17 protein-coding genes are annotated in these 22555 nt (G+C 71.1%); 10 read left to right on the top strand and 7 right to left on the bottom strand.

Going from position 1 to position 22555, the window contains the following annotated elements; genetic code table 11:
- Nucleotides 1-166 precede the first annotated feature (166 nt).
- The 3 genes from ACZ4S3_RS32880 to ACZ4S3_RS32870 all read left to right on the top strand — a co-directional run bounded on the left by ACZ4S3_RS32880 (nt 167) and on the right by ACZ4S3_RS32870 (nt 4531).
- Entirely contained in the window at nt 167-1705 is a 1539-nt protein-coding gene (locus tag ACZ4S3_RS32880; RefSeq protein WP_467940894.1) for an AMP-binding protein, read from the top strand.
- A 69-nt stretch (nt 1706-1774) separates the two neighbouring features.
- Nucleotides 1775-2962: a winged helix DNA-binding domain-containing protein gene (locus ACZ4S3_RS32875; RefSeq protein WP_467940892.1), complete on the top strand. Its 1188-nt coding sequence runs from the start codon at nt 1775-1777 to the stop codon at nt 2960-2962.
- 261 nt (nt 2963-3223) lie between these two features.
- Nucleotides 3224-4531 (top strand): glycosyltransferase, encoded by a 1308-nt coding sequence (locus ACZ4S3_RS32870; RefSeq protein WP_467940890.1) that lies wholly within the window; start codon nt 3224-3226, stop codon nt 4529-4531.
- Between the two features lie 207 nt (nt 4532-4738).
- On the opposite strand, the gene ACZ4S3_RS32865 is transcribed toward ACZ4S3_RS32870, so the two are convergent.
- The gene (locus tag ACZ4S3_RS32865) at nt 4739-5305 is read right to left on the bottom strand and encodes a TetR/AcrR family transcriptional regulator (RefSeq protein ID WP_467940888.1); all 567 of its coding nucleotides are present in this window, start codon (nt 5303-5305) and stop codon (nt 4739-4741) included.
- Between the two features lie 146 nt (nt 5306-5451).
- Here ACZ4S3_RS32865 and ACZ4S3_RS32860 point away from each other — a divergent pair, with 146 nt between their 5' ends.
- From ACZ4S3_RS32860 to ACZ4S3_RS32850, 3 genes are read left to right on the top strand one after another with little or no spacing between them, the layout of a single operon-like run.
- A complete protein-coding gene (locus ACZ4S3_RS32860) occupies nt 5452-6921 on the top strand; it encodes an MFS transporter (protein WP_467940886.1) in 1470 nt (489 codons plus the stop codon).
- Nucleotides 6922-6980: 59 nt separating this feature from the next.
- Nucleotides 6981-7115, top strand: coding sequence for a hypothetical protein (locus ACZ4S3_RS32855; protein WP_467940884.1), 135 nt, complete (start codon nt 6981-6983; stop codon nt 7113-7115).
- 26 nt (nt 7116-7141) lie between these two features.
- Entirely contained in the window at nt 7142-7990 is an 849-nt protein-coding gene (locus ACZ4S3_RS32850; RefSeq protein ID WP_467940882.1) for an oxidoreductase, read from the top strand.
- A 242-nt stretch (nt 7991-8232) separates the two neighbouring features.
- Here the strand turns inward: ACZ4S3_RS32850 and ACZ4S3_RS32845 are convergent, their stop codons facing one another.
- Nucleotides 8233-10590, bottom strand: coding sequence for a protein kinase (locus ACZ4S3_RS32845; protein WP_467940880.1), 2358 nt, complete (start codon nt 10588-10590; stop codon nt 8233-8235).
- A gap of 253 nt (nt 10591-10843) precedes the next feature.
- On the opposite strand from ACZ4S3_RS32845, the gene ACZ4S3_RS32840 reads away from it, so the two are divergent.
- Nucleotides 10844-11293 carry a hypothetical protein gene (locus tag ACZ4S3_RS32840; protein WP_467940878.1) on the top strand — a complete coding sequence of 150 codons (450 nt, stop codon included), beginning with the start codon at nt 10844-10846 and terminating at the stop codon, nt 11291-11293.
- 112 nt (nt 11294-11405) lie between these two features.
- Here the strand turns inward: ACZ4S3_RS32840 and ACZ4S3_RS32835 are convergent, their stop codons facing one another.
- Complete coding sequence (locus ACZ4S3_RS32835) at nt 11406-12374, bottom strand: hypothetical protein (RefSeq protein ID WP_467940876.1); 969 nt, start codon at nt 12372-12374, stop codon at nt 11406-11408.
- Nucleotides 12375-12392: 18 nt separating this feature from the next.
- Nucleotides 12393-14474: a serine/threonine-protein kinase gene (locus ACZ4S3_RS32830; protein WP_467940874.1), complete on the bottom strand. Its 2082-nt coding sequence runs from the start codon at nt 14472-14474 to the stop codon at nt 12393-12395.
- A 211-nt stretch (nt 14475-14685) separates the two neighbouring features.
- Here ACZ4S3_RS32830 and ACZ4S3_RS32825 point away from each other — a divergent pair, with 211 nt between their 5' ends.
- A complete protein-coding gene (locus ACZ4S3_RS32825; RefSeq protein ID WP_467940872.1) occupies nt 14686-15867 on the top strand; it encodes a serine hydrolase domain-containing protein in 1182 nt (393 codons plus the stop codon).
- A gap of 57 nt (nt 15868-15924) precedes the next feature.
- Here ACZ4S3_RS32825 and ACZ4S3_RS32820 read toward each other — a convergent pair whose 3' ends face one another.
- The gene (locus ACZ4S3_RS32820) at nt 15925-17631 is read right to left on the bottom strand and encodes a glycerol-3-phosphate dehydrogenase/oxidase (protein ID WP_467940870.1); all 1707 of its coding nucleotides are present in this window, start codon (nt 17629-17631) and stop codon (nt 15925-15927) included.
- Between the two features lie 192 nt (nt 17632-17823).
- Between ACZ4S3_RS32820 and ACZ4S3_RS32815 the strand changes: the two genes are divergently transcribed.
- The gene (locus tag ACZ4S3_RS32815) at nt 17824-19071 is read left to right on the top strand and encodes a nucleotide sugar dehydrogenase (RefSeq protein ID WP_467940868.1); all 1248 of its coding nucleotides are present in this window, start codon (nt 17824-17826) and stop codon (nt 19069-19071) included.
- A 125-nt stretch (nt 19072-19196) separates the two neighbouring features.
- Nucleotides 19197-19712, top strand: coding sequence for a hypothetical protein (locus tag ACZ4S3_RS32810; RefSeq protein ID WP_467940866.1), 516 nt, complete (start codon nt 19197-19199; stop codon nt 19710-19712).
- A 93-nt stretch (nt 19713-19805) separates the two neighbouring features.
- Here ACZ4S3_RS32810 and ACZ4S3_RS32805 read toward each other — a convergent pair whose 3' ends face one another.
- Both ACZ4S3_RS32805 and guaB read right to left on the bottom strand, forming a co-directional pair.
- Nucleotides 19806-20933, bottom strand: a complete 1128-nt coding sequence (locus tag ACZ4S3_RS32805; protein WP_467940864.1) for a GuaB3 family IMP dehydrogenase-related protein — start codon at nt 20931-20933, stop codon at nt 19806-19808.
- 102 nt (nt 20934-21035) lie between these two features.
- Nucleotides 21036-22538, bottom strand: coding sequence for an IMP dehydrogenase (gene guaB / locus ACZ4S3_RS32800; protein ID WP_467940862.1), 1503 nt, complete (start codon nt 22536-22538; stop codon nt 21036-21038).
- Nucleotides 22539-22555 lie beyond the last annotated feature (17 nt).

Here is a 22555-nt window from a genome sequence, read left to right as displayed (position 1 = left end):
CTCGTGTCGGTCTCTCGTACTCGATCTCCGTACTCGGCCTCTCACGTACCTGATGGGCCGTCAGAAAAGGCTAACCTCCGATCCTCTGGACCGACAAGGCGCCGACCTCTACCCTCGCCAGGAAATCTGACGCTGCGTCAGTCAGGGTGGGTATCTGGAGGTACCGATGGCCGGCGAGACGTTCTGGGACCTTCTCGCATGGCGCGCCGCCCGTACCCCCGATGCGCCCGCGCTCATCCAGGGCACCCGGTCCGCCCGGCACGAGCGGCGGAGCACCTTCGGGGCGCTGCGCCGGCGGGCGGAACGGGTCGCCGCCGGCCTGTACGAGCTGGGCGTACGGCCCGGCAGCCGGGTCGTCTGGCAGCTGCCGACCCGCATCGAGACCGTGCTGTTCAGCCTCGCGCTGGCCCGGATCGGCGCCGTCCAGAGCCCGGTCATCCCGCTCTACCGCGACCACGAGGCCGGCCAGGTGCTGCGCCGCACCCGCGCCGCCTTCTTCGCCGTGCCCGGCACCTGGCGCGGCTTCGACCACACCGCGATGGCCCACCGCCTGGCCGCCGCGCTGCCCGGCCCGCTCACCGTCATCGAGGTGTACGACGAGGCGTCCGGCACCCTCCCGGACGGCGACCCGGCCGTGCTGCCGCCACCCCCCGCCGACCCCGACGAGACGCGCTGGATCTACTGGACGTCGGGGACCACCGCCGGCCCCAAGGGCGTCCTGCACACCGACCGCAGCCTGCTGGCGGCGGGCCGCTGCCTGGCCGCCGCGCTGCGCCTCGGCCCGTCCGACATCGGCTCGATGGCCTTCCCGTACGCCCATGTCGCCGGGCCCGACTACACCGTCATGCTCCTGCGGCTCGGCATCCCCGCCGTCCTGGTGGAGCACTTCGCGCTACCGGAAAGCCTGGCCGCCTACCGCCGCCACCACGTGACCCTCGCGGGCGGCTCCACCGCCTTCTACGCCGCCTTCCTCGCCGAACAGCGCAAACTGCCGCCCGGCCGCCAACTGCTTCCCTCTCTGCGCCTGTTGGCGGGCGGCGGCGCCCCCAAACCTCCCTCGCTCCACCACGAGGTCACCGCCGAACTGGGCTGTCAGCTCACCCACGGCTACGCCATGACAGAGGCCCCGATGGTCACCATGGGCGATCCGTACGACACCCCCGAGCACCTCGCCACGACCGACGGCCGGCCGCCCACCGAGATGGAGATCCGTATCGCCCCCGGGAGCGGGGAGATACTGCTCCGCGGCCCGGCCGTCTGCCGTGGCTACCTCGGCGAGCCGTCCCCCTTCGACGCCGACGGCTTCCTCCCCACCGGCGACCTCGGCCACCTCACCCCCACCGGCCACCTCGTCATCACCGGCCGCCTCAAGGACATCATCATCCGCAAGGGCGAGAACATCTCCGCCCAGGAGATCGAGGGGCTGCTCTACCGGCACCCGGACGTGGCCGATGCGGCGGTCATCGGGCTGCCGGACCGGGAGCGGGGCGAGCGGGTCTGTGCCGTCGTGGAACAGCCGCCGAACGCACGGGAGCTGACGCTCGCCGACGCCGTCGCCTATCTCCGGTCGCAGGGACTGGCGCCGCACAAGCTGCCCGAGCAGCTGGAGGTGCTGGCCGCGCTGCCGCGCGGGGCGACGCTCCGGAAAGTGCTGAAGGGAGAGCTGAGGGAACGGTTCGGGCGCGCGGAGGGGCTCAGCGTGTAGGACACCGGCCGTCCTACCCACCCCGTACGGTCACCGCATGAGCCACCCCCGCCCCCGTACGGTCGCCCCATGAGCGCCACCCGCCCCCGTATCGACACCGCCGGACGCCGGGCCCGCCTCGGACGGCGCCATCTGCTGGCGCCGGCGTACCGGTCGGCCCGTACCGAAGAGGTCGCCGATGCGCTCGTAGCGCTGCATGCCTCCGACGCGGCCACCGTGCACCTGGCCGCCTGCGCCCGGCTGGCCGCACCCGGCCCCGCGGATGTGGAACGCGCGCTCTACGACGAGCATGCGCTGGTCCGGCTGCTGTGCATGCGCCGTACCCTCTTCGCGGTCGGTGCCGCGCTCGCGCCGGTGGTGAGTGCGTCGACGGGGCAAGCCATCGCCGCCAAGGAACGGCGCGACATGACCCGATGGCTGATCGGCGGCGCCCCGGGGTGGGACGAGCGGCGGCTGGCGGAGGTGGAGGCGAGGACGCTCACCGCGCTGGCCGGACGCGGCGAGGCGACGGCCGCCGATCTGGCCGCCGAGGTGCCCGACCTGCGCGACACCATCGTGAACTCCCCCGGCAAGCCGTACGAGGCCAAGGTCGCCGTCTCCAGCCGGATTCTGCGGGTACTGGCCGCCGAGGGGCGGATCCGGCGCGGGCGGCCGCGCGGCGGCTGGACCAGCAGCTCCTTCCGGTGGACGCCCGGCACCGCGTTCGCCGACCTGTCCGCGCCCCCGGCCGCCGAGGCACGCACCGACCTCGCCCGCCGCTGGCTCGCCGCGTACGGCCCGGCGACCGTCGAGGACCTCAAGTGGTGGACGGGCTGGACGCTGACCGACACCCGGCGCGCGGTGGCCGCGACGGATGCGGTCGAGGTGGTCCTGGACGGCGGCGTGGACGGCCTGGCCCTGCCGGAGGACCTCGGGCCGGTCGCCGCACCCGAACCCTGGGCGGCCCTGCTGCCCGGCCTCGACCCCACCTCCATGGGCTGGAAAGCCCGCGACTGGTACCTCGACCCGGACCACGTACCGCACCTCTTCGACCGCAGCGGCAACATCGGGCCGACGGTGTGGTGGAACGGCAAGATCATCGGCGGCTGGGCCCAGCGCGCGGACGGCGAGATCGTGTGGCGGCTGCTGACGGACGAGGGCGGGAGCGAGGCCGGCAAGGCCGTGACGGCGGAGGCGGCGCGGCTCGCGGGATGGGTGGGCGCGGTCCGGATCACACCGCGCTTCCGGACGCCGCTGGAGCGGGAGTTGAGCGCCTAGGAACTCCGCAGTGGCGGAGCGCGCGGGCACGGGCCGGGTCGGCCGGGCCTATGCTCCGCGCTTGCCCCGGTCCCCTCAAGGGGCGAGGTACCTGCGGAGAAACGGCCGGAGACCAGCCGCCATTGCCGGGCGCGCCGGCAAGCGCGACACGGGATCGCACCTTGGCCCCAATATCTCTCTGCAGGGTCCCTGGGCAGTGGAGGGTGGGGAGGACGGGGCGCCGATGAGGTGTGGAGACGCCTGTTCTGTCCGAGATTCTGCATGGAGTGTTCACCGTTGAAAGCACTGCTTCTGACGCATGGTTCCCGGGGCGATGTGCAACCGTTTGTTGCGCTGGCCCGTGGTTTGGCGTCCGCCGGCCATGAGGTGTCGCTGGTCGGTCCGCGGTCGGTCTCCGAGGTGGCGCGGACCGCCGGTGTGCCCTACGTTCCGATCGCTGACGGGCCGCTGAAACTGCTGCGGGATCCTGCCGTCGTCAAGGCGAACCAGTCGCGGGGGCGGGGACTGCAGGGGCCTGCGCTGGCCGTGCAGTGGCTGCTGCGGAACCGGCCGCTTTACGTGGAAGTCCTGGAGGACCTGGTCACCACGGTCCGGGCTCAGGAGCGTCCCGATGTCGTGGTCTTCCAGTCGTGGCTGCCGGCGCATCACCTCGCCGAGAGCCTCGGCGTGCCGGCCGTGCCGGTGTGTCTCCAGCCCGGCTGGGTGCCCACGCCGGACTTGCCCAATCCACTCTTCCCCGGGCGCCTCCCAAGGATGGCGAACACCATGTCGTACACCGGCACGCCGGTGATCACCCGGTTGTTGTACGGGCGGGCGGTGGAGCGGATGCGCGACGACCTGCGGCTGCCGCGTCGGCGGGGACGGCACAACGTGCTGATGGGTCCCGACCGGCAACCGGCCACCGTCCTGCAGGCCTTCGGCGGCCATGTGCTCCCCGGCGCACCGCGCTACCCGGCGACCGCCCACACCACGGGCTTCTGGCACCTGGCGACGCGCTCCGACTGGCGGATGTCGCCGCCTCTCAGCGCGTTCCTCGATGCCGGCCCGCCACCGGTGTACGTCGGATTCGGGAGCCTGCCCGGAAGGGACCCCGCGCAGACGACCCGGACGGTGGTCGAGGCGATCCGAGCGGCAAAGGTCCGCGCCGTCGTAGCCACCGGCTGGGGCAGCATGACCGCGCACCAGCGCATGGCGAACGCCGACGACGTGTTCTTCGTGGAGGAGGCGCCCCACGACCGGCTGTTCCCGCGGATGTCCTCGATCGTCCACCACGGTGGTGCCGGGACCACTGCCGCCGCGCTGATGGCCGGACGGCCCCAGGTAGTCTGCCCGCTCGCCTTCGACCAGCCGTTCTGGGCCCAGCGTATGCACGCATGCGGCGTCGCGCCGCCGCCCCTGCCCCAACACCGGCTGACCGCCGAGCGGCTGGCAACCGCCATCCGGAGGTCCGTGCACACCCCCGCGCTGGTCCGGCGGGCGGCGCAGCTGGGCCGGCAGACCCGGGCCCAGGACGGAGTGGGCAACGCCGTCAAGGTCCTCGCGGCGCCGGCCGGAGCGGGCCCCGCTTAGATCGACTCCAAACGGGCCATGGAATGATCTTGGCAGGTCTCGCCGTACCTGACCGAGCGCATCCGCCGCTTCGGCGAATACTCCACCCACGAGCTCGCCGAGGGCCGGATGCCTGAGGTGGGATGGCACGTAGTAGAGCGCCTCACCCCTGGCACCGCGGAGCCCTGGCACCGCGTCCGAGGGCTGAACCCGGGGACCGGGTTGAGGTCACAGCAATCGGTCGACCAGCCCGTCGACGTAGTCCGGGGTGAGCGGGCCCATGCCGAACAAGACGCGGATATACATCGGGGCCAGGATGTGGTCCAGCACGCCGAACGCGTCGGGTGCGTGCTCGCCACGTTCGCGGGCGCGATCGAGCATGGACTGCAGTTGCCGGGTGCGTTCGTCGCGGAGGTCGTCACGCGCCTGCAGGCCCTGCTGACCGTTGCTCGACAGGGCGACGGCCAGGCGCACCACCGCCAGACCGTCGGGTCCGGTGATCTCGCGGGCCACGTTGGCCGCGTAAGTGCGCAGGTCGCCGGCCAGGCTCCCGGTGTCGGGCATCGGCGACCGCGCGTTGAGGCGGGTGAGCGCCACGTCGGTGAGCAGGGTTTCCAGGCTGCCCCACCGGCGGTAGATGCTGCTGTCGGCCACGCCCGCGCGGTCTGCGACCTCGCCGACGGTGAAGTTGCCGTAGCCGCGCTCGCTGATCAGGTCGGTGACGGCCTGGTGCACCTCCGCGCCGACGCGGGCGCTGCGCCCGCCGGGCCGCCGGGCTCGCTGTCGCTCGTTCATGCCCCCACCTTAACGCAGTCGTGACTTGCGTTTGCGAGGCAACCCTCCTTACAGTCGCCTAACGCAGCCACTGACTGCTTTAGAGCGCCCAGAGGCTGACCGCGTCGGCCGTGGAGAGGCGCAACCAACGATCGAGAGGAATCCCCATGGCTGCATCGCCTGCGGCCGTAGGCAGTCGACCAAACCAGGCCGTGCTGCTCACGGTGACCTGCCTAGGCCAATTCATGGTCCTGCTCGACAACACGATTGTTGGAGCAGCGCTGCCCGATATGCAGCACCGGCTGCACACTCAGCTGACCGGTCTGCAATGGATCGTCGACGCGTACGTACTGCTGGTCGCCATGCTGCTGCTGTCCGGCGGTGTCTTCGCCGACCGGTTCGGCCGCAAGCGGGTGTACCTGACCGGCGTGGCGGTGTTCACCGCCGCGTCGGTGCTGTGCAGCCTCGCGCCCTCGGTCGGCTGGCTGATCGCCGGCCGGGTGCTGCAGGGCATCGGGGCCGCGGCGCTGAGCCCTGCCTCGCTGGCCCTGCTCGCCGCCGCCTATCCCGTGCCGCAAGAACGAATCAAGGCGATCGGGCTGTGGGCCGGATTCAGCGGAATCGGTCTGGCCGCAGGCCCCGTGGCCGGCGGCGTGCTGACGGATGCCTTCGGCTGGCCCGCCATCTTCCTGGTCAATCTGCCCATCGGCGTGGTCCTTCTGCTGGTCGGTCTGCGCAGCCTTGAAGAGGCCCGCAATCCGAGCGCCCCCGCGATCGATATCCCGGGGACGGTGCTGTCCGTTCTGGGGGTGGGGGCGCTGACCTACGGGCTGATCGAGGGTGGTGCCCGCGGCTGGACGTCGCCGGTGATCCTGGGCAGCTTCACCGCCGCGGTGATCCTCCTCGCCGCCTTCGTCGCCGTCGAAGCGCGTCGTTCCGCTCCGCTGCTGCCGCTGCGGCTGTTCCGGCAGCGGCTGTTCACCGTGTCCAACACCGCCATGGTCGTGGTGGGGTTCGCGCTCATGGGTTCGTCGTTCTTCTTCTCCCAGTTCTTCGTGTACGTCCAGGGCAGCTCGATCCTGCGCGCCGGCCTGCAGACCCTGCCGGCATCCCTCGCCATGGTGATCGTCAGCCCGTACGCGGGCCGGCTCGCCGCCCGGTACGGCTTCCGCATCGTGGTTACCACCGGCCTGGCCCTGGCCGGCCTGGGACTGCTGGCGCTCGGCATGGTGCACGCCGACACCGGCTACGGGAACGTGTGGTGGCGGCTGGGAGTCGTCGGCATCGGCTTCGCCCTGACCATGTCCCCACTGACGGGAGCCGCCATCCAAGCAGTCAGCCCGCAGGAAGGCGGCCTCGCGTCAGGCATCAGCAGCACCACCCGACAGATCGGCGCGGTGCTCGGCGTGGCGGTACTCGGAGCCATCGTCCGCACCCGGCAATCCGGCGGCGCCTCCTTCGAGACCGGCCTCAACAGCGCCTTCCTCGCTGCCGGCACCGTCACTTTGGCCACCGCCGTGTTCACCGGCCTGTGGCTGGCGAGGTCCAAGCCCGCGGAAGGCTCCGCGGCGCCGCAACGTTCCACCGATCCAGATGCGGTCACCACCTCGAACGAGGTGTCCGCGAACAGCCGTTGACGGCGACACCGACCTTGGCCGGGAGACGTCCCGCCGGATGATCCTCGCCCGACACCGACGTGGACGACGTCATCGACATCCTCTTCGGGCCACTCATCTTCCGCAGGCTCACCGGCCACTACGACCTCACGGACGAGCACGTCGAGAAGCTCGCGCGCACTGCGCTCGACGGGCTTATGCGCTCCACCGTCTGACACTTCCGATTCCAACGGAGAGACACATGCCCCGCACGTTTCTCATCACCGGCGTGAGCAGCGGCCTCGGCCGCGCCTTCGCCACCGCCGCCCTCGAGGCCGGCCATACCGTCATCGGCACCGTTCGGAACCCGGACCAGATCGCCGCCTTCGAGCAGTTCGCTCCGGGCCGCGCTCACGCCCGCGTGCTGGACGTCACCGACACCGATGCCATCGCGTCGACCGTCGCAGCGGTCGAGGGCAAGGTGGGCCCCATCGACGTACTCGTCAACAACGCCGGCTACGGCGTCGAGGGCACCTTCGAGGAAACCCCGCCCGACACCTTCCGCCACCAGTTCGACGTCAACGTCTTCGGCGTCATCGCGGTCACTCAAGCCGTTCTGCCCCGCATGCGCGAGCGCCGTGCCGGGCACATCCTGTTCGTGACCTCCATGGGCGGTCTGCGCGCGTTCCCCGGCCTGGCCGCCTATCACGGCTCCAAGTTCGCCGTCGAGGGCATTGCGGCCACGCTCGCCGCAGAGGTCGCACCGTTCGGCATTCACGTCACGGCGATCGAGCCCGGCTCCTTCCGCACCGACTGGGCCGGCCGCTCCATGCACCGCGTGGAAAGCACCATCGCCGACTACGACCCGGTCTTCGCCCCGATCCGCGAACGCCGCCTCGACATGCGCGGTCAGCAGCTCGGCGATCCCGCCCGAGCCGGCCACGCCCTGCTCGCCATCGTGGAGGCCGAAAAGCCGCCGACCCACCTCATCCTCGGCAGCGACGCCCTCCGCCTCGTCGCCGACGCCCGCTCCGCCTTCGATGCGGAGACAGCCGCCTGGAACGAGCTGTCGAAGTCCACCGACCACCCCGACGGGGAACAGATCCCGTGAGAGCCACTGGGCGACTCTGACGCGTAAATAACTGCAGGTAGAGGCGGTTCCGGGCAAGACTGTTGGCCCGGTCGGGACCATGCCCGCCGGGTGAAGTAGTCGCCGCCCAGGTCGTGGTAGGGCAGGTGGTTTGTCCCGCCGAGGGGAACCGGGCCATGTCGCCCACGGTCTCGGCCACGATCACCTCGGCCACCGCCCGGTTGATCCCGGGGATGATGGCCGGCAGGCCCCAGCCGACCGGACTACCTGGGGCTGTAGGTGCTCGTCGCCTGCTCGTACAGCCGGTCCACCTCGCGGCGGCCGGTGTCGGGGCCGATGACCAGGACCAGGTGATAGCGGCCGTTGTGGATCATCGCGAGGTTGCGTACGTACACCTGGCGGCCGCTGTCGTCCTTCCAGGTGAACGTGCCCTCGGCCATCGCCGTCTTCCCGACGTCGATCCGGCGCAGGCCGGAGGACGAGGACCAGTCGGAGCCGCGGTACGGGGACAGCTCGCCCTCCTTGTCCTGCTGGTAGGCCATCGGGTCCGTGCCGAAGTGGGCGGTGGTGTCGCGGCCGGGGACGATCAGGAGCTCGTAGTCGCCGCCGAGGTAATGGACTTGGCCCTGGGCGTTCTTGCCGCGCCGCTGCCAGCCCTCATGGACCGCGACCTGGAAACCCTCGGGGTCATTGCGGAGCTGGTAGCCCTTGGCGAGGTTCGCGGGCGGGGTCGGCTGCGGCGCCCGGGTGCCCCCGGAACCGCCGTCCTGGCCCTCGCTCTGCCCCTGGCCCCGTCCGCCGTCCTGACCGTCGGTGGGTGCGGGGCTGCCGCCGGACACCGCGCCCGTCACGCCCGTACCCTCCGTGCCTCCCGGCCCGTCCTGGGCCTGCTCGCCGGACTTCGGCAGGAACATCACCGCGTAGACGACCGCGCCCACCAGCAGCAGCAGAATCGCGGCGAGCAGCAGGCGGCCGAGGTGGCGCGGGCCGCGGCCGCGCGGCGCCCGCTCGGCGTCGTGGTCCCATGCCGTCCGCGACCGCCGGGGCGCCGCGTCCAGACCGACCTCCACCAGCAGCTGCTGCTCGTCATGCCGCTCGGCGGCCGAGGGGCCCAAGCCGCGGGCGGGCTTGGCCGCTCGGGCCGTTCTGGGCTGCCGGAGCGGCTTGGGCTGCTTCGGGGGGCGGGGCGGGCGGGGCACGGGGACCACCGGCGGCGCCGGCTCGGCCCCCAGTGGCACCGTGGCGGCCGACGCCCGCTGCGGCTGCCGCTCCCCGCGGGCCCGGTCCTTCTTGTGCCGCCCCTTGCGGACGAGCTCGCCGCGGCGCCGCAGGATCGGCAGCCGCCGGGGATCCGTGCCCTGCTCCAGCGCCGGGACCGTGACCAGCCGACGGCCGATCTCCGGCTCCGGTGCCGTACGGATCAGCGCGCGCAGCCGACCGCGCAGCTCCTCGAAGTCCGGCCGCTGGGCGGGGTCCTGGCAGAGCAGGGATTCGACGAGGGGCCGCAGCTCTTCGCCGCATTCCCCGGCGGGTGCGGGCGGTTGCGAGCGGACCAGCTCGGCCAGTTCGGCAGCGTTCTCCTCGGGGAAGGGGGGATGGCCCTGCACCGTACGGAAGAGCAGCGCGCCGACGGCCCAGAGGTCGGTGGCCGGACCGAGCCGGGCCGTCAACTGCCCGTCTTCCAGGGGCGGTTCGGCCTGTTCCGGTGCCCAGCGCTCGGCGACCGGGCCGACGACCTGGAGCCGCGCCTGCCGGGCCCGCTCGGCGGCGAGCGCGGCGGAGGGGCGGCCGTATCCGGGCGACGAGGGGGACGAGGCCGGGACCGGGGCCGGGGGCGTCTTGGTGAGCCGGACCTTGGCGTCTTCGGCGGCCGGCTCGCGGCGCGGCGCGGGCAGCTCGCCCGAGTCGATGTGATCGCCATACGGGGTGAACCGCGCCCCGGCGGCCGCCTCTTGGCGGACCTCGGGAACCGCGACCGGCTCGGGGCGGGCCTCCATGGCCGCCTCTTCCGACACCCCCGCCTCCTCCGGCACCGCGTCATACCCGCACAGCGCCTCCTGGGCCGCGCCCACCGCCAGGCCCGTCAGAACGGCCCGGCCGTCGTCGCAGACCAGGACCGTGCGGGCGGTGATATTGCGGTGGAGCCGGCCGTGTGCGTGCAGGGCGCGCAGGGCGGTGAGGATGTCGGCGGCGATTTCCGCGGCGCGGTGCGGGGTGAGGGGGCGTTCGGCGAGGAGTGCGGACAGCGGGCGGGCGGGGATCAGCTCGCCGACGATCCACAGGCCGCCGTCCTGCGCGAAGACGTCGAAGACCTGGTCCAGGAGGGGGTGGTCGGGGACCTGCGCGGCCGCCGTCGCGGCGTCCAGTGCGCGTCGTACGGCCGGGTCCCGGGGGCTGCGCTCGGCCACTCCCGGAACCGCACCCGCGGGCCCGCCACCGACGGACCCGGGGACGCCGACGACCTCCGCCTCCACCACCTCCGGCAGCGGCACCTGACGGAGCAGCACCTCCTGCCCGCTGTAGGTGTCGAACGCCCGGGACTCGGTGAAGTCGTCATCACCCGCGGGCCGCAGCGGCAGGCGGTATCGCTCGGCGAGCACTCTCCCCGCGTACTCGTCCACGACGCCTCCCCGCAGCGCAGCTCACTGCCGTCCACGCTGATCTCCGCAGCACACCGGCCCGCTTGTGGCTCTTTACGGCCTGCGAACACTCACGATACGTGGCCGCACGTCCGTGCGCCGCGTCCCGGGCGCACATTCGTCCGGGCAGCCTTACCGCAATGATCATCAGCCCAATATGATGGTACTCGCCATGAATCGCTAACGATCAGATGAGTTTCCTGGGGGGACAGTGAACACACTCAAGAAGTCCGCGATGGCTCTTGGTGCCGCAGCCCTGGCGGTGGCCGGCACCACGCTGAGCGCCACGCCGGCCACCGCGGCCGACACCGGCACCTGCTACACCAGCAAGCCGTGCATGTATTTCTTCTACAACACCCACTTCAAGGGCGCCTACTTCATCGCGTCGAGCAATATCTCCAACCTCGGGGATTTCAACTTCAACTACGGCACCACGGGCAAGGGGAAGTCCGTCAAGAACCACGCCGCTTCGGCGAAGTTCCGGGCACACAACAGCTCGCAGCCCAGCAGCGGCGCCATCTTCGCCAACAGCGGTTACTCCGGTCCGTGCGATCTTTTCGGCTCGTCGGAGAACCACTGGGCGACGGCACCGAAGCTGGGCAAGACCTACAACAACAACGCCTCCGTACGCTTCTACCCGAAGGTGCTCGAACAGCTCCCTTCGGGCTGCAAGAAGTGGTACTGACGCACCCGGCGGTACCGGCAGGGCGCTGACCCCGCCCGCCACCTACCGACACAGCACATGCGGAGCCCTTGCGCCACACCGGCGCAAGGGCTCTACGCCGCGCGTCGGTATCTCAGGGCCGCGCCCCTTCCTTCTTGAGTACGGTGAGCGCATACCGGACCTCACGGCGCTGCCGTTCCTTCAATTTCCCCAGGTCTGCGGCATTTTGCTTGATCGCGGCGCGCTGCAGCCGGGATTCTCCGGCCACCCAGCGCTCGATCAGCCCCGTCCGTGCCTTGCAGGCGACATCCGCCTTCGCCGTCTCCCGCTCCGCCTCGGACGCCGACTCGCCGCCGAAGCGCCGGTCACCGACCGACTCCAACGGACTGGCGTACTCATCACCACGGTCCGCCATGCACTGTGACCATTCCCCGAGCGCCGCCTTGACCTTCGGTTCGTCCATCGAAGCGCGGAAGCTCTGCACGTCGATTCCGCCGGCGATTCCACTGAGCTCTTTGGAGGCGAAGTCTTCCCGGGCCTTTTGCCGTGCCTCACCCAGGCATCCCCCTGCAGGCAGCCGCACGCCCCGGAAGCGTTCAACCCGAGCGCCATCGACCGACTGGCCGGAAAGCACCACCTGCTGGCTGTGGGACAGATGCGACTCGGAGTCCTTCGGGTCCGGCGGCAGGTGGTACCCATACGCGGCCGCGAGCTTCGCATCGACCACCCCGTAGCGCCGGTCCTCGTCCCGGGCCACGGCGCCCTTGCCCTCCGGGCCGGGCGGCTCGTATGCCACGGAGAACCTCTTCGCGCAGGCCCGTGTCAGCCGCTGTTCCGCCTTGGCTACCAGAGCGTCTTCTTCCGCGCTCAAGGCGTACGCGGTGATGGGCAGCGCCTTGCTCGGCTGTTGCGTACGGGGCGCCTGCACGGACCCGGTGCCACCGTCCACGGAATTCCCGCCGCCGTCAGCCTGCTGCGCGCAACCGCTCAACAACACCAATGCGAGCGCGTATCCCTGGGCACGCCGCGAAGAAGAAACGCGCCGGTAGGACGACGCCTCCCGTGCATCAGCCGGCGGCTTCCTGCTCTTCGTGCTGTTCATCGACTCGGGATACCGCCGTCAGGAAGCGGGATTGAAGCTGTCGGTGAACATCTTCCAGGCGTCCCGACTCTGCTTCCCGTCCCATTCGTCGGCCTGCGCGGTGTACATCAGCCCATAACCGAGGTGATCATTCACCACGGTTCCCCGGTCTGTGGAGCGCAGTCGCTTTCCGCCGTCGGAATAGGTGAATTCCCAGTCCGCGGTGGGCCAGCCCCGGAACTCAACGTCCTTTATGGCGATGCGATGGTAAGAGGCCCGGACCATGGAACCTTCTTGCTTCTTCCAGTCCGCGACGGGATCGCCCTTCGGCGTCTTCGTCCACCCCACGAGGAGCTTCTGGCCCTCAGGGCCCTTGAAGCGGGCACCCGCCTCATCGGTGGAGAGATACTTCCAGCCGTCAGGGAGATTGATGGAGAAGCCCTGATCGTGCTTGTACGGGGTTCCTGCGGAGGGCTTCGGGGAAGATTTCGGCGGCTGCTGGGCCGGCTTTTGAGCTTTCTCCTTCGCCTGCTCCTCGCCCGTAGCGGCTGATTCCTTGGCGCCGGCCGACTCCTTCGAGGGCTTGCCGTGGTTCGCGGACGCCTTGTTGTCCGTACCGGACGCCTTGCCGCCCTTGCCGTCCGAGGAGCCGTTCGTCGTGTCGCCGCCGCTGAGCGCGAAGCCCAGGATCGTGCCCAGCACCACCAGTGCCACGACCACGGCCGCGATGATCAGCGTGCGGCGCGGCACGACATCGGTCACCGAGGCGCGCGGGGCGGGCCGGCTCCCGTCGCCGGGTCTGGACTCGCTACGGGCCGCGGCGGCGGCGTTGCGTACGGACTGCAGGGCGCCGCGCATCCGCTCCTTGGCGGCCTCGGCGTCGAAGCCGGGGCGGGTCGCGGAGCGGGCGGCGGCCGGGGTGGCCGTATCCGCGGCGGCGGCTTCCGGGCGGGCCCTGTCCGCTTCCGTACGGACCGATCCGGCCGGTGTCGCGGCGCGGCCGGCCTTCTCCGGCGCGCTCGCCGAAGCCGAGACCGACGCTGCGGCGGAGGCGGCGGAGCTGGAGGCGGAGGTGGAGGCGGTACCCGCCGCCTTCCCGCCGACCGCGGCAGGCTCGGCCCCGGCCGCGGGCTTCGCCTTCGGCTTGCGCGACGCCTTCGGCCTGGGCGCGGCCTTGGGCTTCGGTTCCGCCTTGGACTTGGCCGACGTCCGCTCCTGCGGCACCGGGGGGAGCTGTATCGCCCGCGTCGCGTCCATGGGCGGCTCGGGCTCGGTGTCCTTGGGGCCGTTGACGATGTCCTGCAGCAGCGCCCGCGCGCCCGCGTCGTCCAGGCGGCCCGCCGGGTCCTTCACCAGCAGGCCGTAGATGACCTCTTCCAGCGCACCGGCGCTCTTCGGGGGCTCGACCGGCTCGGTCATCACCGCCGTCAGGGTGGCGATCGCCGAACCCTTGTCGTACGGCGGGTGGCCCTCGACGCAGGCGTACAGCAGGCCGCCCAGCGACCACATGTCGGCCGGCGGGCCCGGCTTCTGGCCGCGGGCCCGCTCCGGGGAGATGTAGGAGGGGGCGCCGACGAGCATGCCGGTCGAGGTCACGGAGGGGTCGCCCTCGACCTGGGCGATGCCGAAGTCGGTGAGCACGACGCGGCCGTCGTCGGACATCAGGACGTTGGACGGCTTCACATCGCGGTGCAGGATGCCCTCGCGGTGGGCGGCGCGCAGCACGTCCAGTACGGCGAGGCCGACCTCGGCGGCGCGGTGCGGGGTGAGCGCGCCGTCGTCCCGTACGACCTCGGCGAGCGAGCGGCCCTCGACCAGCTCCATCACGATCCACGGCCGGTCGTCCTCGTCGACCACGTCGAAGACCGTCACCGCGCCGTTGTTACGGATCCGGGCGATCGCCTTGGCCTCGCGCAGCGTACGGGTGATCAGACGGCGCTTCTCGTCCTCCTCGACCCCGCCGGGGAAGCGCAGTTCCTTGACTGCGACCGTACGGCCCAGCACCTCGTCGCGTGCCCGCCAGACGGTGCCCATGCCGCCCCGGCCGAGAACATCGGCGAGCCGGTACCGGCCGGCGAGCAGCCTGCCCTCCTTGCCGTCCATCTCGACCTTCTCGCCCACGGAAACCCCTCTGCAATCCAGCCGAGTTGGCACCGCGATCCCATGGCGACCTCGTGTCGAACCCATGTCGATCGCCAAACTGGCCCAACTCGGACAACCCACCCTGGCGGAGCCTTCATTCTCTCTCATCCGCGGCCATGGGGAAGGCCCAGGGTCGTTCCCCATGGACACCGCGTACCCGCCATGATGGCCCTGACGAACGGGAGTCCCGATGACGATGCGCTCGCCCCACCGAGCCGCGCTGGCCGCCCTGCTCGCCCTGACCGTGGCGGTCCTGACGGCGTGTACCGGTCAGACGCGTAGCGCACCGCTCCCACCTGCGAAAGTCAGCCAACCGCCCGCCACGACAGTGGGCGCGCTGCACCGCCTGGTGGCTGACGGGGCTCCCGGCGCCGCCTCCCTGATCACCCGCGACGGCCGTTTCTGGGGCTCGCGGTTCTCCACGGCCGGCGTCGGAGATCTGCGCACCGGCCACAGGATGGACCGGCTCGACCACTTCCGGGCCGGCGGTCTCACCAAGACTCTGGTCGCGACGGTGATCCTGCAACTCGTCGCCGAGCGGGAACTGACCCTGCACGACACCGCGGCCGCGCATCTGCCGGCGGGCGTGCCGGTCAAGGGGACGGGTGCGGGCAGTGATCTGCGAAAGGTGACCATCCACCAGCTGCTCGACCATACGAGTGGTTTGTTCAACTACACCCAGGACCCGAGGCTCGCGCGGCAGCTGTCCGGCAACGGCTTCGGCGCCCACCGCTACGACACCCACACCGCCGTCCAGCTGCTGAAGACCGCCCTGCGCCACCGCCCGGTGGCCGCGCCGGGCGCCCGGTATACGTACGCCGACACCAACTACCTGGTGCTGGGCCTGGTCATCCAGGGGGTGACCGGCCGCTCGTACGCCACGGAGATCCGCCGCCGCATCATCATCCCGGCCGGGCTCAACGACACCTCCTTTCCCGGCACCGCCCCGACGCTGCCGCGGCCGCACGGCCGTGCGTATACGCAGATCGGCGGCCGACGGGTGGACGCCACGTCCCTGGACCCCAGCCGGGCCGGCGCGTCGGGCGAGATGATCAGCACCCTCGGCGATCTCAACCGGTTCTTCTCCGCGCTGCTCAGCGGCGCGTTCCTGGCGCCGCGCCAGATGGCCCAGCTGCGCGGCGAGAAGGCCGCCGACGGCGCCCACGGCCTCGGCCTGTACGCGACCGAGCTGCCCTGTGGCGTCACGGTCTGGGGCCACAGCGGCGCCATCAACGGCTCGTTCGCCGAGACCGCGGGCACCGCCGACGGCAGGCATCTCGTCAGCTACCGGATGAACACCGACGCGCCGGGCCCGCGGGCGCACGGGGCGGCCGTGCCGGCGGCGGAATTCTGCCCCGGGCACCCGGCCTAGGGGCTGTCCCGTAGGCACGGGACAGCGCACCGGGCCGGACGCCGGGCCGGGCACCGGCTACAGCGGCACGATGTCCGGCGCCCCCAGGCGGGCCGCATCGGCCGTCAGATCGTCCGGCTGCCGCTGCGATTCGCGCTCCGCCTCGACCCGCTTCTCGTAGTGCGCGATCTCCTTCTCGATCTGGGCGCTGTCCCAGCCCAGCGCGGGCGCGATCAGTTCGGCGACCTCGCGGGCGCTGCGGGTGCCGCGGTCGAAGGTCTCGATGGAGATGCGGGTACGGCGGGTCAGGACGTCGTCGAGATGCCGGGCGCCCTCGTGGGTGCAGGCGTAGACGGCCTCGGCCCGCAGATAGTCGTCCGCGGCGGCGAGCGGTTCGCCCAGTGAGGGATCGGCGACCACCAGTTCCAGCAGCTCCTCGGTCAGCGAGCCGTAGCGGTTCAAGAGGTGCTCGATACGGGCCACATGGAGGCCGGTACGCGCCGCGATCCGGGCCCGCGCGTTCCACAGCGCCTTGTAGCCCTCGGCGCCGACCAGCGGCACATCCTCGGTGACACACTCCGCGACCCTCTGGTCCAGCCCGTGCACCGCCTCGTCCACGGCGTCCTTGGCCATCACCCGGTACGTCGTGTACTTGCCGCCGGCCACCACGACCAGCCCCGGCACCGGGTGCGCGACGGTGTGCTCGCGCGAGAGCTTGCTGGTCGCATCCGACTCCCCGGCCAGCAACGGCCGCAGGCCGGCGTACACGCCCTCCACATCGTCCCTGGTCAGCGGTATGGCGAGGACGGAGTTCACATGCTCGAGCAGATAGTCGATATCGGCGCTGGAGGCCGCGGGATGCGCCTTGTCCAGGTCCCAGTCGGTGTCCGTCGTCCCGATGATCCAGTGCCGTCCCCACGGGATGACGAAGAGCACGCTCTTCTCCGTCCGCAGGATCAGTCCCGTCGTCGAATGGATCCGGTCCTTCGGAACCACCAGGTGGATCCCCTTCGACGCGCGGACATGGAACTGCCCGCGCTCGCCGATGAGCGCCTGGGTGTCATCGGTCCACACCCCGGTGGCGTTGACGATCTGCCGCGCCCGGATCTCGTATTCGCGCCCGTCCTCGACGTCCTGCACCCGCGCGCCGACCACCCGCTCGCCCTCGCGGAGAAATCCCACCACCCGCGCCCGGTTGGCGACCTGCGCGCCGTATGCGGCGGCGGTGCGGACCATCGTCGCCACATAGCGCGCGTCGTCCATCTGCGCGTCGTAGTACTGCAGCGCGCCGACCAGCGCGTCCTTCTTCAGGCAGGGCGCCACCCGCAGGGCCCGCTGGTGGGAGAGGTGGCGGTGTACGGGCAGCCCGCGGCCGTGGCCCGAGGAGATGGACATGCCGTCATAGAGCGCGACGCCGGAGCCCGCGTACCAGCGCTCCCAGCCCTTGTGCTGCAGGGGGTAGAGGAACGGCACCGGCTTCACCAGATGCGGCGCGAGCCGCTGCAGCAGCAGCCCCCGCTCCTTCAGCGCTTCCCGCACCAGCGCGAAGTCCAGCATCTCCAGATACCGCAGACCGCCGTGGATGAGCTTGCTCGACCGGCTCGAGGTGCCCGAGGCCCAGTCGCGCGCCTCGACCAGCCCGGTGGCGAGCCCGCGCGTCGCCGCGTCCAGTGCCGTACCGGCGCCGACGACTCCGCCGCCGACCACCAGAATGTCCAACTCCCGCTCCGCCATTCGAGCGAGCGCCTCGGCACGCTGCGCCGGTCCCAGTGTCGCTGTCTTCACCAGTGCCTCCCGCTGTGATCGGTGCCACGCCAACGATCCGTCGTTTCTGGCCGCGCTACATGCCGGTATCCCCGCTCCGTCCTCTTGGGCAACACCCCGCCACCTTGATCCATCAATCCCTATTCTGGGTCAAATGTCGGCTTAGTCTACTTATGCGCCATCCGGAATCGCTCGGGAAGGACGGCAGCAGCCATGCCCGCAGACCTGGCCGTCATCGGACTCGGTCACCTCGGCCTCCCTCTCGCCCAAGCCGCCACCGCCGCCGGCATCAGCACCATCGGCTACGACCCCGACCCGCACGCCGCCGCCCCCTCCGGCGCCGACGGGCCGCTGTCCGCGACCGAGATCCGCCGCCTGCTCGCGGCCGGCTTCCGCACCACCGCCGACCCCGCCGCCCTCGGCAAGGTCCGTACGGCCGTGATCTGCGCGGCCACCCCGCTCGGCGAGGACCACGCCCTGGACCTGACCGGCATCGCCGACGCGGCCCGCGCGCTCGCCGCGCGGCTGCGCCCGCACACCACCGTCATCCTCGAATCGACCGCCTACCCGGGCACCACCGAGGAATTCCTGCGCCCCCTCCTCGAGGAGGGCTCCGGACTGACCGCAGGACGCGACTTCCACCTCGCCTGCTCCCCCAGCCGGCACGACCCCGGCAACCGCACCCACCGCTACCGCAACACCCCCAAGGTCATCGGCGGCCTCACCCCCGCCTGCACCGAGGCCGCCGCGGCGTTCTACGGCCGGATCACCGACAAGGTCGTACGGGCCCGCGGCCCCCGCGAGGCCGAGACGGCCAAACTGCTGGAGACCAACTACCGCCACATCAACATCGCCCTGATGAACGAGATGGCGGTCTTCTGCCACGACATCGGCGTCGACCTGTGGGACGTCATCCGCTGCGCCGAGACCAAACCGTTCGGCTTCCAGGCCTTCCGCCCCGGCCCGGGCGTCGGCGGCCACGCCACCCCCGTCGGCCCCAACTACCTTTCCTACAAAGGACGTTCACTGGGCTACCCGCTCCGCATGGTCGAACTCGCCCAAGAGGTCAACGGCCGGATGCCCCGTTACGTCATCCAGCGCTGCGCCACCCTCCTCAACGAACACGGCAAGTCCGCCCGCGGCGCGCGCATCCTGCTCCTCGGCGTCACCTACAAGCCGGACATCGGCGACCAGGAGGCGGCCCCCGCCCGCGAAATCGCCTCCCGCCTCATGGAACTGGGCGCGCATCTCACCTACCACGACCCCTACGTCCCCCAGTGGAACGTCCTCGACCGCCCCGTCCCCCGCGCCGACTCCCTCTACGAAGCCGCGGCCGCCGCCGACCTGACGGTCCTGCTCCAGCCGCACCGCACCTACGACCTCCAGGGCCTGTCGGTGAAGGCGCAGCTCCTGCTGGACACCCGGGGGGCCACGCCTACGGGGGCGGCGCACCGGCTGTAGTCCCGCGGCGTTCCGGCATCGAACAGGTCACGGTCCATAAAGCCGCTGTGAACATGCCAGATCACGCTGCTACTTTGGCCCCTCATTCACGCTTTCTTCCTCGGGGGACCACTATGAGCCAGTCCATGCCGCCATCACCTCAGCAGCCCCAGCAGCCCCAGCAGCCGTACGGCGCACCGCAGCCCCAGTACGGCGCGCCCGCTCCGGGCGGCTTCCCGCCGCCGGCGCCGGCCCGCACCGGAAACGCGGGGCTCGCCGTCATCGCGGGCATCGTCGTGGCGCTGATCGTGGCGGGCATCTACGGCGCGATCCTCAAAGCCACCGACGGTGCCACCATCGGCTACGCGGGCCTGATCGTCGGCGCGCTGATCGGCGCCACGGTCGGCAAGCTCGGCGGCCGCAGCGCGGCCCTGCCGGTGATCGCCGCCATCCTCGGCCTGCTGGGCTTCTACCTCGGCCAGATCTTCGGCATGGCCCTGGTGATCGGCAGCGTCTTGCACGCCTCCGTCTTCGAGGCCGTCTTCCAGCACTTCGACGCCGTCAACACGCTCTGGAAGGCATACCTCGAACCGATCGACGCGGTCTTCTACATCCTGGCCGCCGTCGGCGGCTTCAGCAGCGCCAAGAAGATGGCCGTCTGACGGGCCCCGTACGACCCGGTACACCCCGGCACAACCCGAAGGGCCCGGACCGCCTCCGCGATCCGGGCCCTTCGGCCTGTCTGCTGCCCCGCGTCAGCGGTTGTCGTGCTGCGACGGCGCGACCGTGACCTCCACCCGCTGGAACTCCTTCAGTTCGGAGTACCCGGTGGTGGCCATCGCCCGGCGCAGCGCGCCAAAGAAGTTCATCGAACCGTCGGGCCTGGTCGAGGGGCCACAGAGGATCTCCTCCGTCGTGCCGACCGCACCCAGGTCCATCCGCTTGCCGCGCGGCACGTCCTCGTGGACGGCCTCCATGCCCCAGTGGTGACCGCGGCCCGGCGCGTCCGTCGCGCGGGCGAGCGGCGAGCCCATCATCACCGCATCCGCACCGCACGCGATCGCCTTGGGCAGGTCACCGGACCAGCCCACGCCACCGTCGGCGATGACGTGAACGTACCGGCCGCCGGACTCGTCCATGTAGTCCCGGCGCGCGGCCGCGACGTCGGCGACCGCGGTCGCCATCGGCACCTGGATGCCGAGCACGTTGCGGGTGGTGTGCGCGGCGCCGCCGCCGAAGCCGACCAGGACACCGGCCGCACCCGTACGCATCAGGTGCAGCGCCGCGGTGTAGGTGGCGCAGCCGCCGACGATGACCGGGACGTCCAGCTCGTAGATGAACTGCTTGAGGTTCAGCGGCTCGGCGGCCGACGAGACGTGCTCGGCGGAGACGGTCGTCCCGCGGATCACGAAGATGTCGACGCCGGCGTCCACGACCGCCTTGGAGAACTGGGCGGTGCGCTGCGGCGACAGCGCGGCGGCGGTGACGACACCCGAGTCGCGCACCTCCTTGATCCGCTGCCCGATCAGCTCTTCCTTGATCGGCGCGGCGTAGATCTCCTGCAGCCGCTTGGTGGCCGTCGCGCCGTCCAGCTCCGCGATCTCCGCGAGCAGCGGCTCCGGGTCCTCGTAACGGGTCCAGAGACCTTCCAGGTTGAGGACGCCCAGGCCGCCCAGTTCGCCGATGCGGATCGCGGTCTGCGGGGAGACCACCGAGTCCATGGGAGCCGCCAGGAACGGCAGCTCGAAGCGGTAGGCGTCGATCTGCCAGGCGATCGAGACCTCCTTCGGGTCGCGGGTGCGGCGACTCGGTACGACGGCAATGTCGTCGAAGGCATACGCCCGGCGGCCGCGCTTGCCGCGTCCGATCTCGATCTCAGTCACTGTGATTGACCCTTCCTACGGAATACGCCCCCCAGTATCCCTGACGCGACAGGACCCGCGACCGCCCGGTCGCGGGTCCCTGGAATCCCCCGGTCAGCGCTGTCAGCCGCGCGCGTAGTTCGGCGCCTCGGTGATCATCTGGACGTCGTGCGGGTGGCTCTCCTTCAGGCCCGCCGTCGTGATGCGCACGAAGCGGCCCTTCTCCTTGAGCTCGGGGATGTCGGCGGAGCCGACGTAGCCCATGGAGGCGCGCAGGCCGCCGACGAGCTGGTGGGCGACCGAGGCCAGCGGGCCGCGGTAGGGAACCTGGCCCTCGATGCCCTCGGGGACCAGCTTGTCCTCGGAGAGGACGTTGTCCTGGAAGTAGCGGTCCTTGGAGAAGGACCGCGCCTGGCCGCGGGACTGCATCGCGCCGAGCGAGCCCATGCCGCGGTAGGACTTGAACTGCTTGCCGTTGATGAAGACCATCTCGCCCGGCGACTCCTCGCAGCCGGCCAGCAGCGAGCCCAGCATCACGGTGTCCGCACCGGCCGCGATGGCCTTCGCGATGTCGCCGGAGTACTGCAGTCCGCCGTCGCCGATCAGCGGTACGCCCGCGGCGTGCGCGGCCTGCGCCGCCTCGTAGATCGCGGTGACCTGCGGCACGCCGACACCGGCGACGACGCGCGTGGTGCAGATGGAGCCGGGGCCGACGCCGACCTTGATGCCGTCCACGCCGGCGTCGATCAGCGCCTGCGCACCGTCCCGGGTGGCGACGTTGCCGCCCACCACATCCACCGTGATGTTGGACTTGACCTTCGCGATCATGTCGAGGATGCCGCGGCTGTGGCCGTGCGCGCTGTCGATGACGAGGAAGTCGGCACCGGCCTCGACCAGCGCCTGCGCCCGGTCGTACGCCGCGTCGCCGACGCCCACCGCGGCACCGACGACCAGCCGGCCCTCGGCGTCCTTGGCGGCGTTCGGGTACTTCTCCGCCTTGACGAAGTCCTTGACGGTGATCAGGCCCTTGAGCACGCCCGCGTCATCGACCAGCGGCAGCTTCTCGATCTTGTGGCGGCGCAGCAGCTCGATGGCGTCCTCACCGGAGATCCCCACCTTGCCGGTGACCAGCGGCATCGGCGTCATGACCTCACGGACCTGACGGGCGCGGTCCATCTCGAAGGCCATGTCGCGGTTGGTGACGATGCCCAGCAGCTTGCCGGCCGCATCGGTCACCGGGACACCGCTGATCCGGAACTTGGCGCACAGCGCGTCCGCCTCGGCGAGCGTGGCGTCCGGGCGGACCGTGATCGGGTCGGTGACCATGCCGGACTCGGAGCGCTTGACCAGGTCGACCTGGTTGGCCTGGTCCTCGATGGAGAGGTTGCGGTGCAGGACACCGGCGCCGCCCTGACGCGCCATGGCGATGGCCATCCGCGCCTCGGTGACCTTGTCCATCGCGGCGGACAGCAGCGGGATGTTGACCGTGACGTTCCGCGAGACCCGGGAGGCGGTGCTCACCGCGTTCGGGAGCACCTCCGACGCGCCGGGCAGCAGCAGGACATCGTCGTATGTCAGCCCGAGCATGGCGAATTTGGCGGGCATACCGTCGACGTTGTCACTCATGACACCTTCCCCAATGC

This window comes from Streptomyces sp. NPDC028368, from assembly GCF_055565615.1.
The sequence above is the reverse complement of the archived record's forward strand: the minus strand, read 5'-3'. Positions and strand labels throughout refer to the sequence as shown.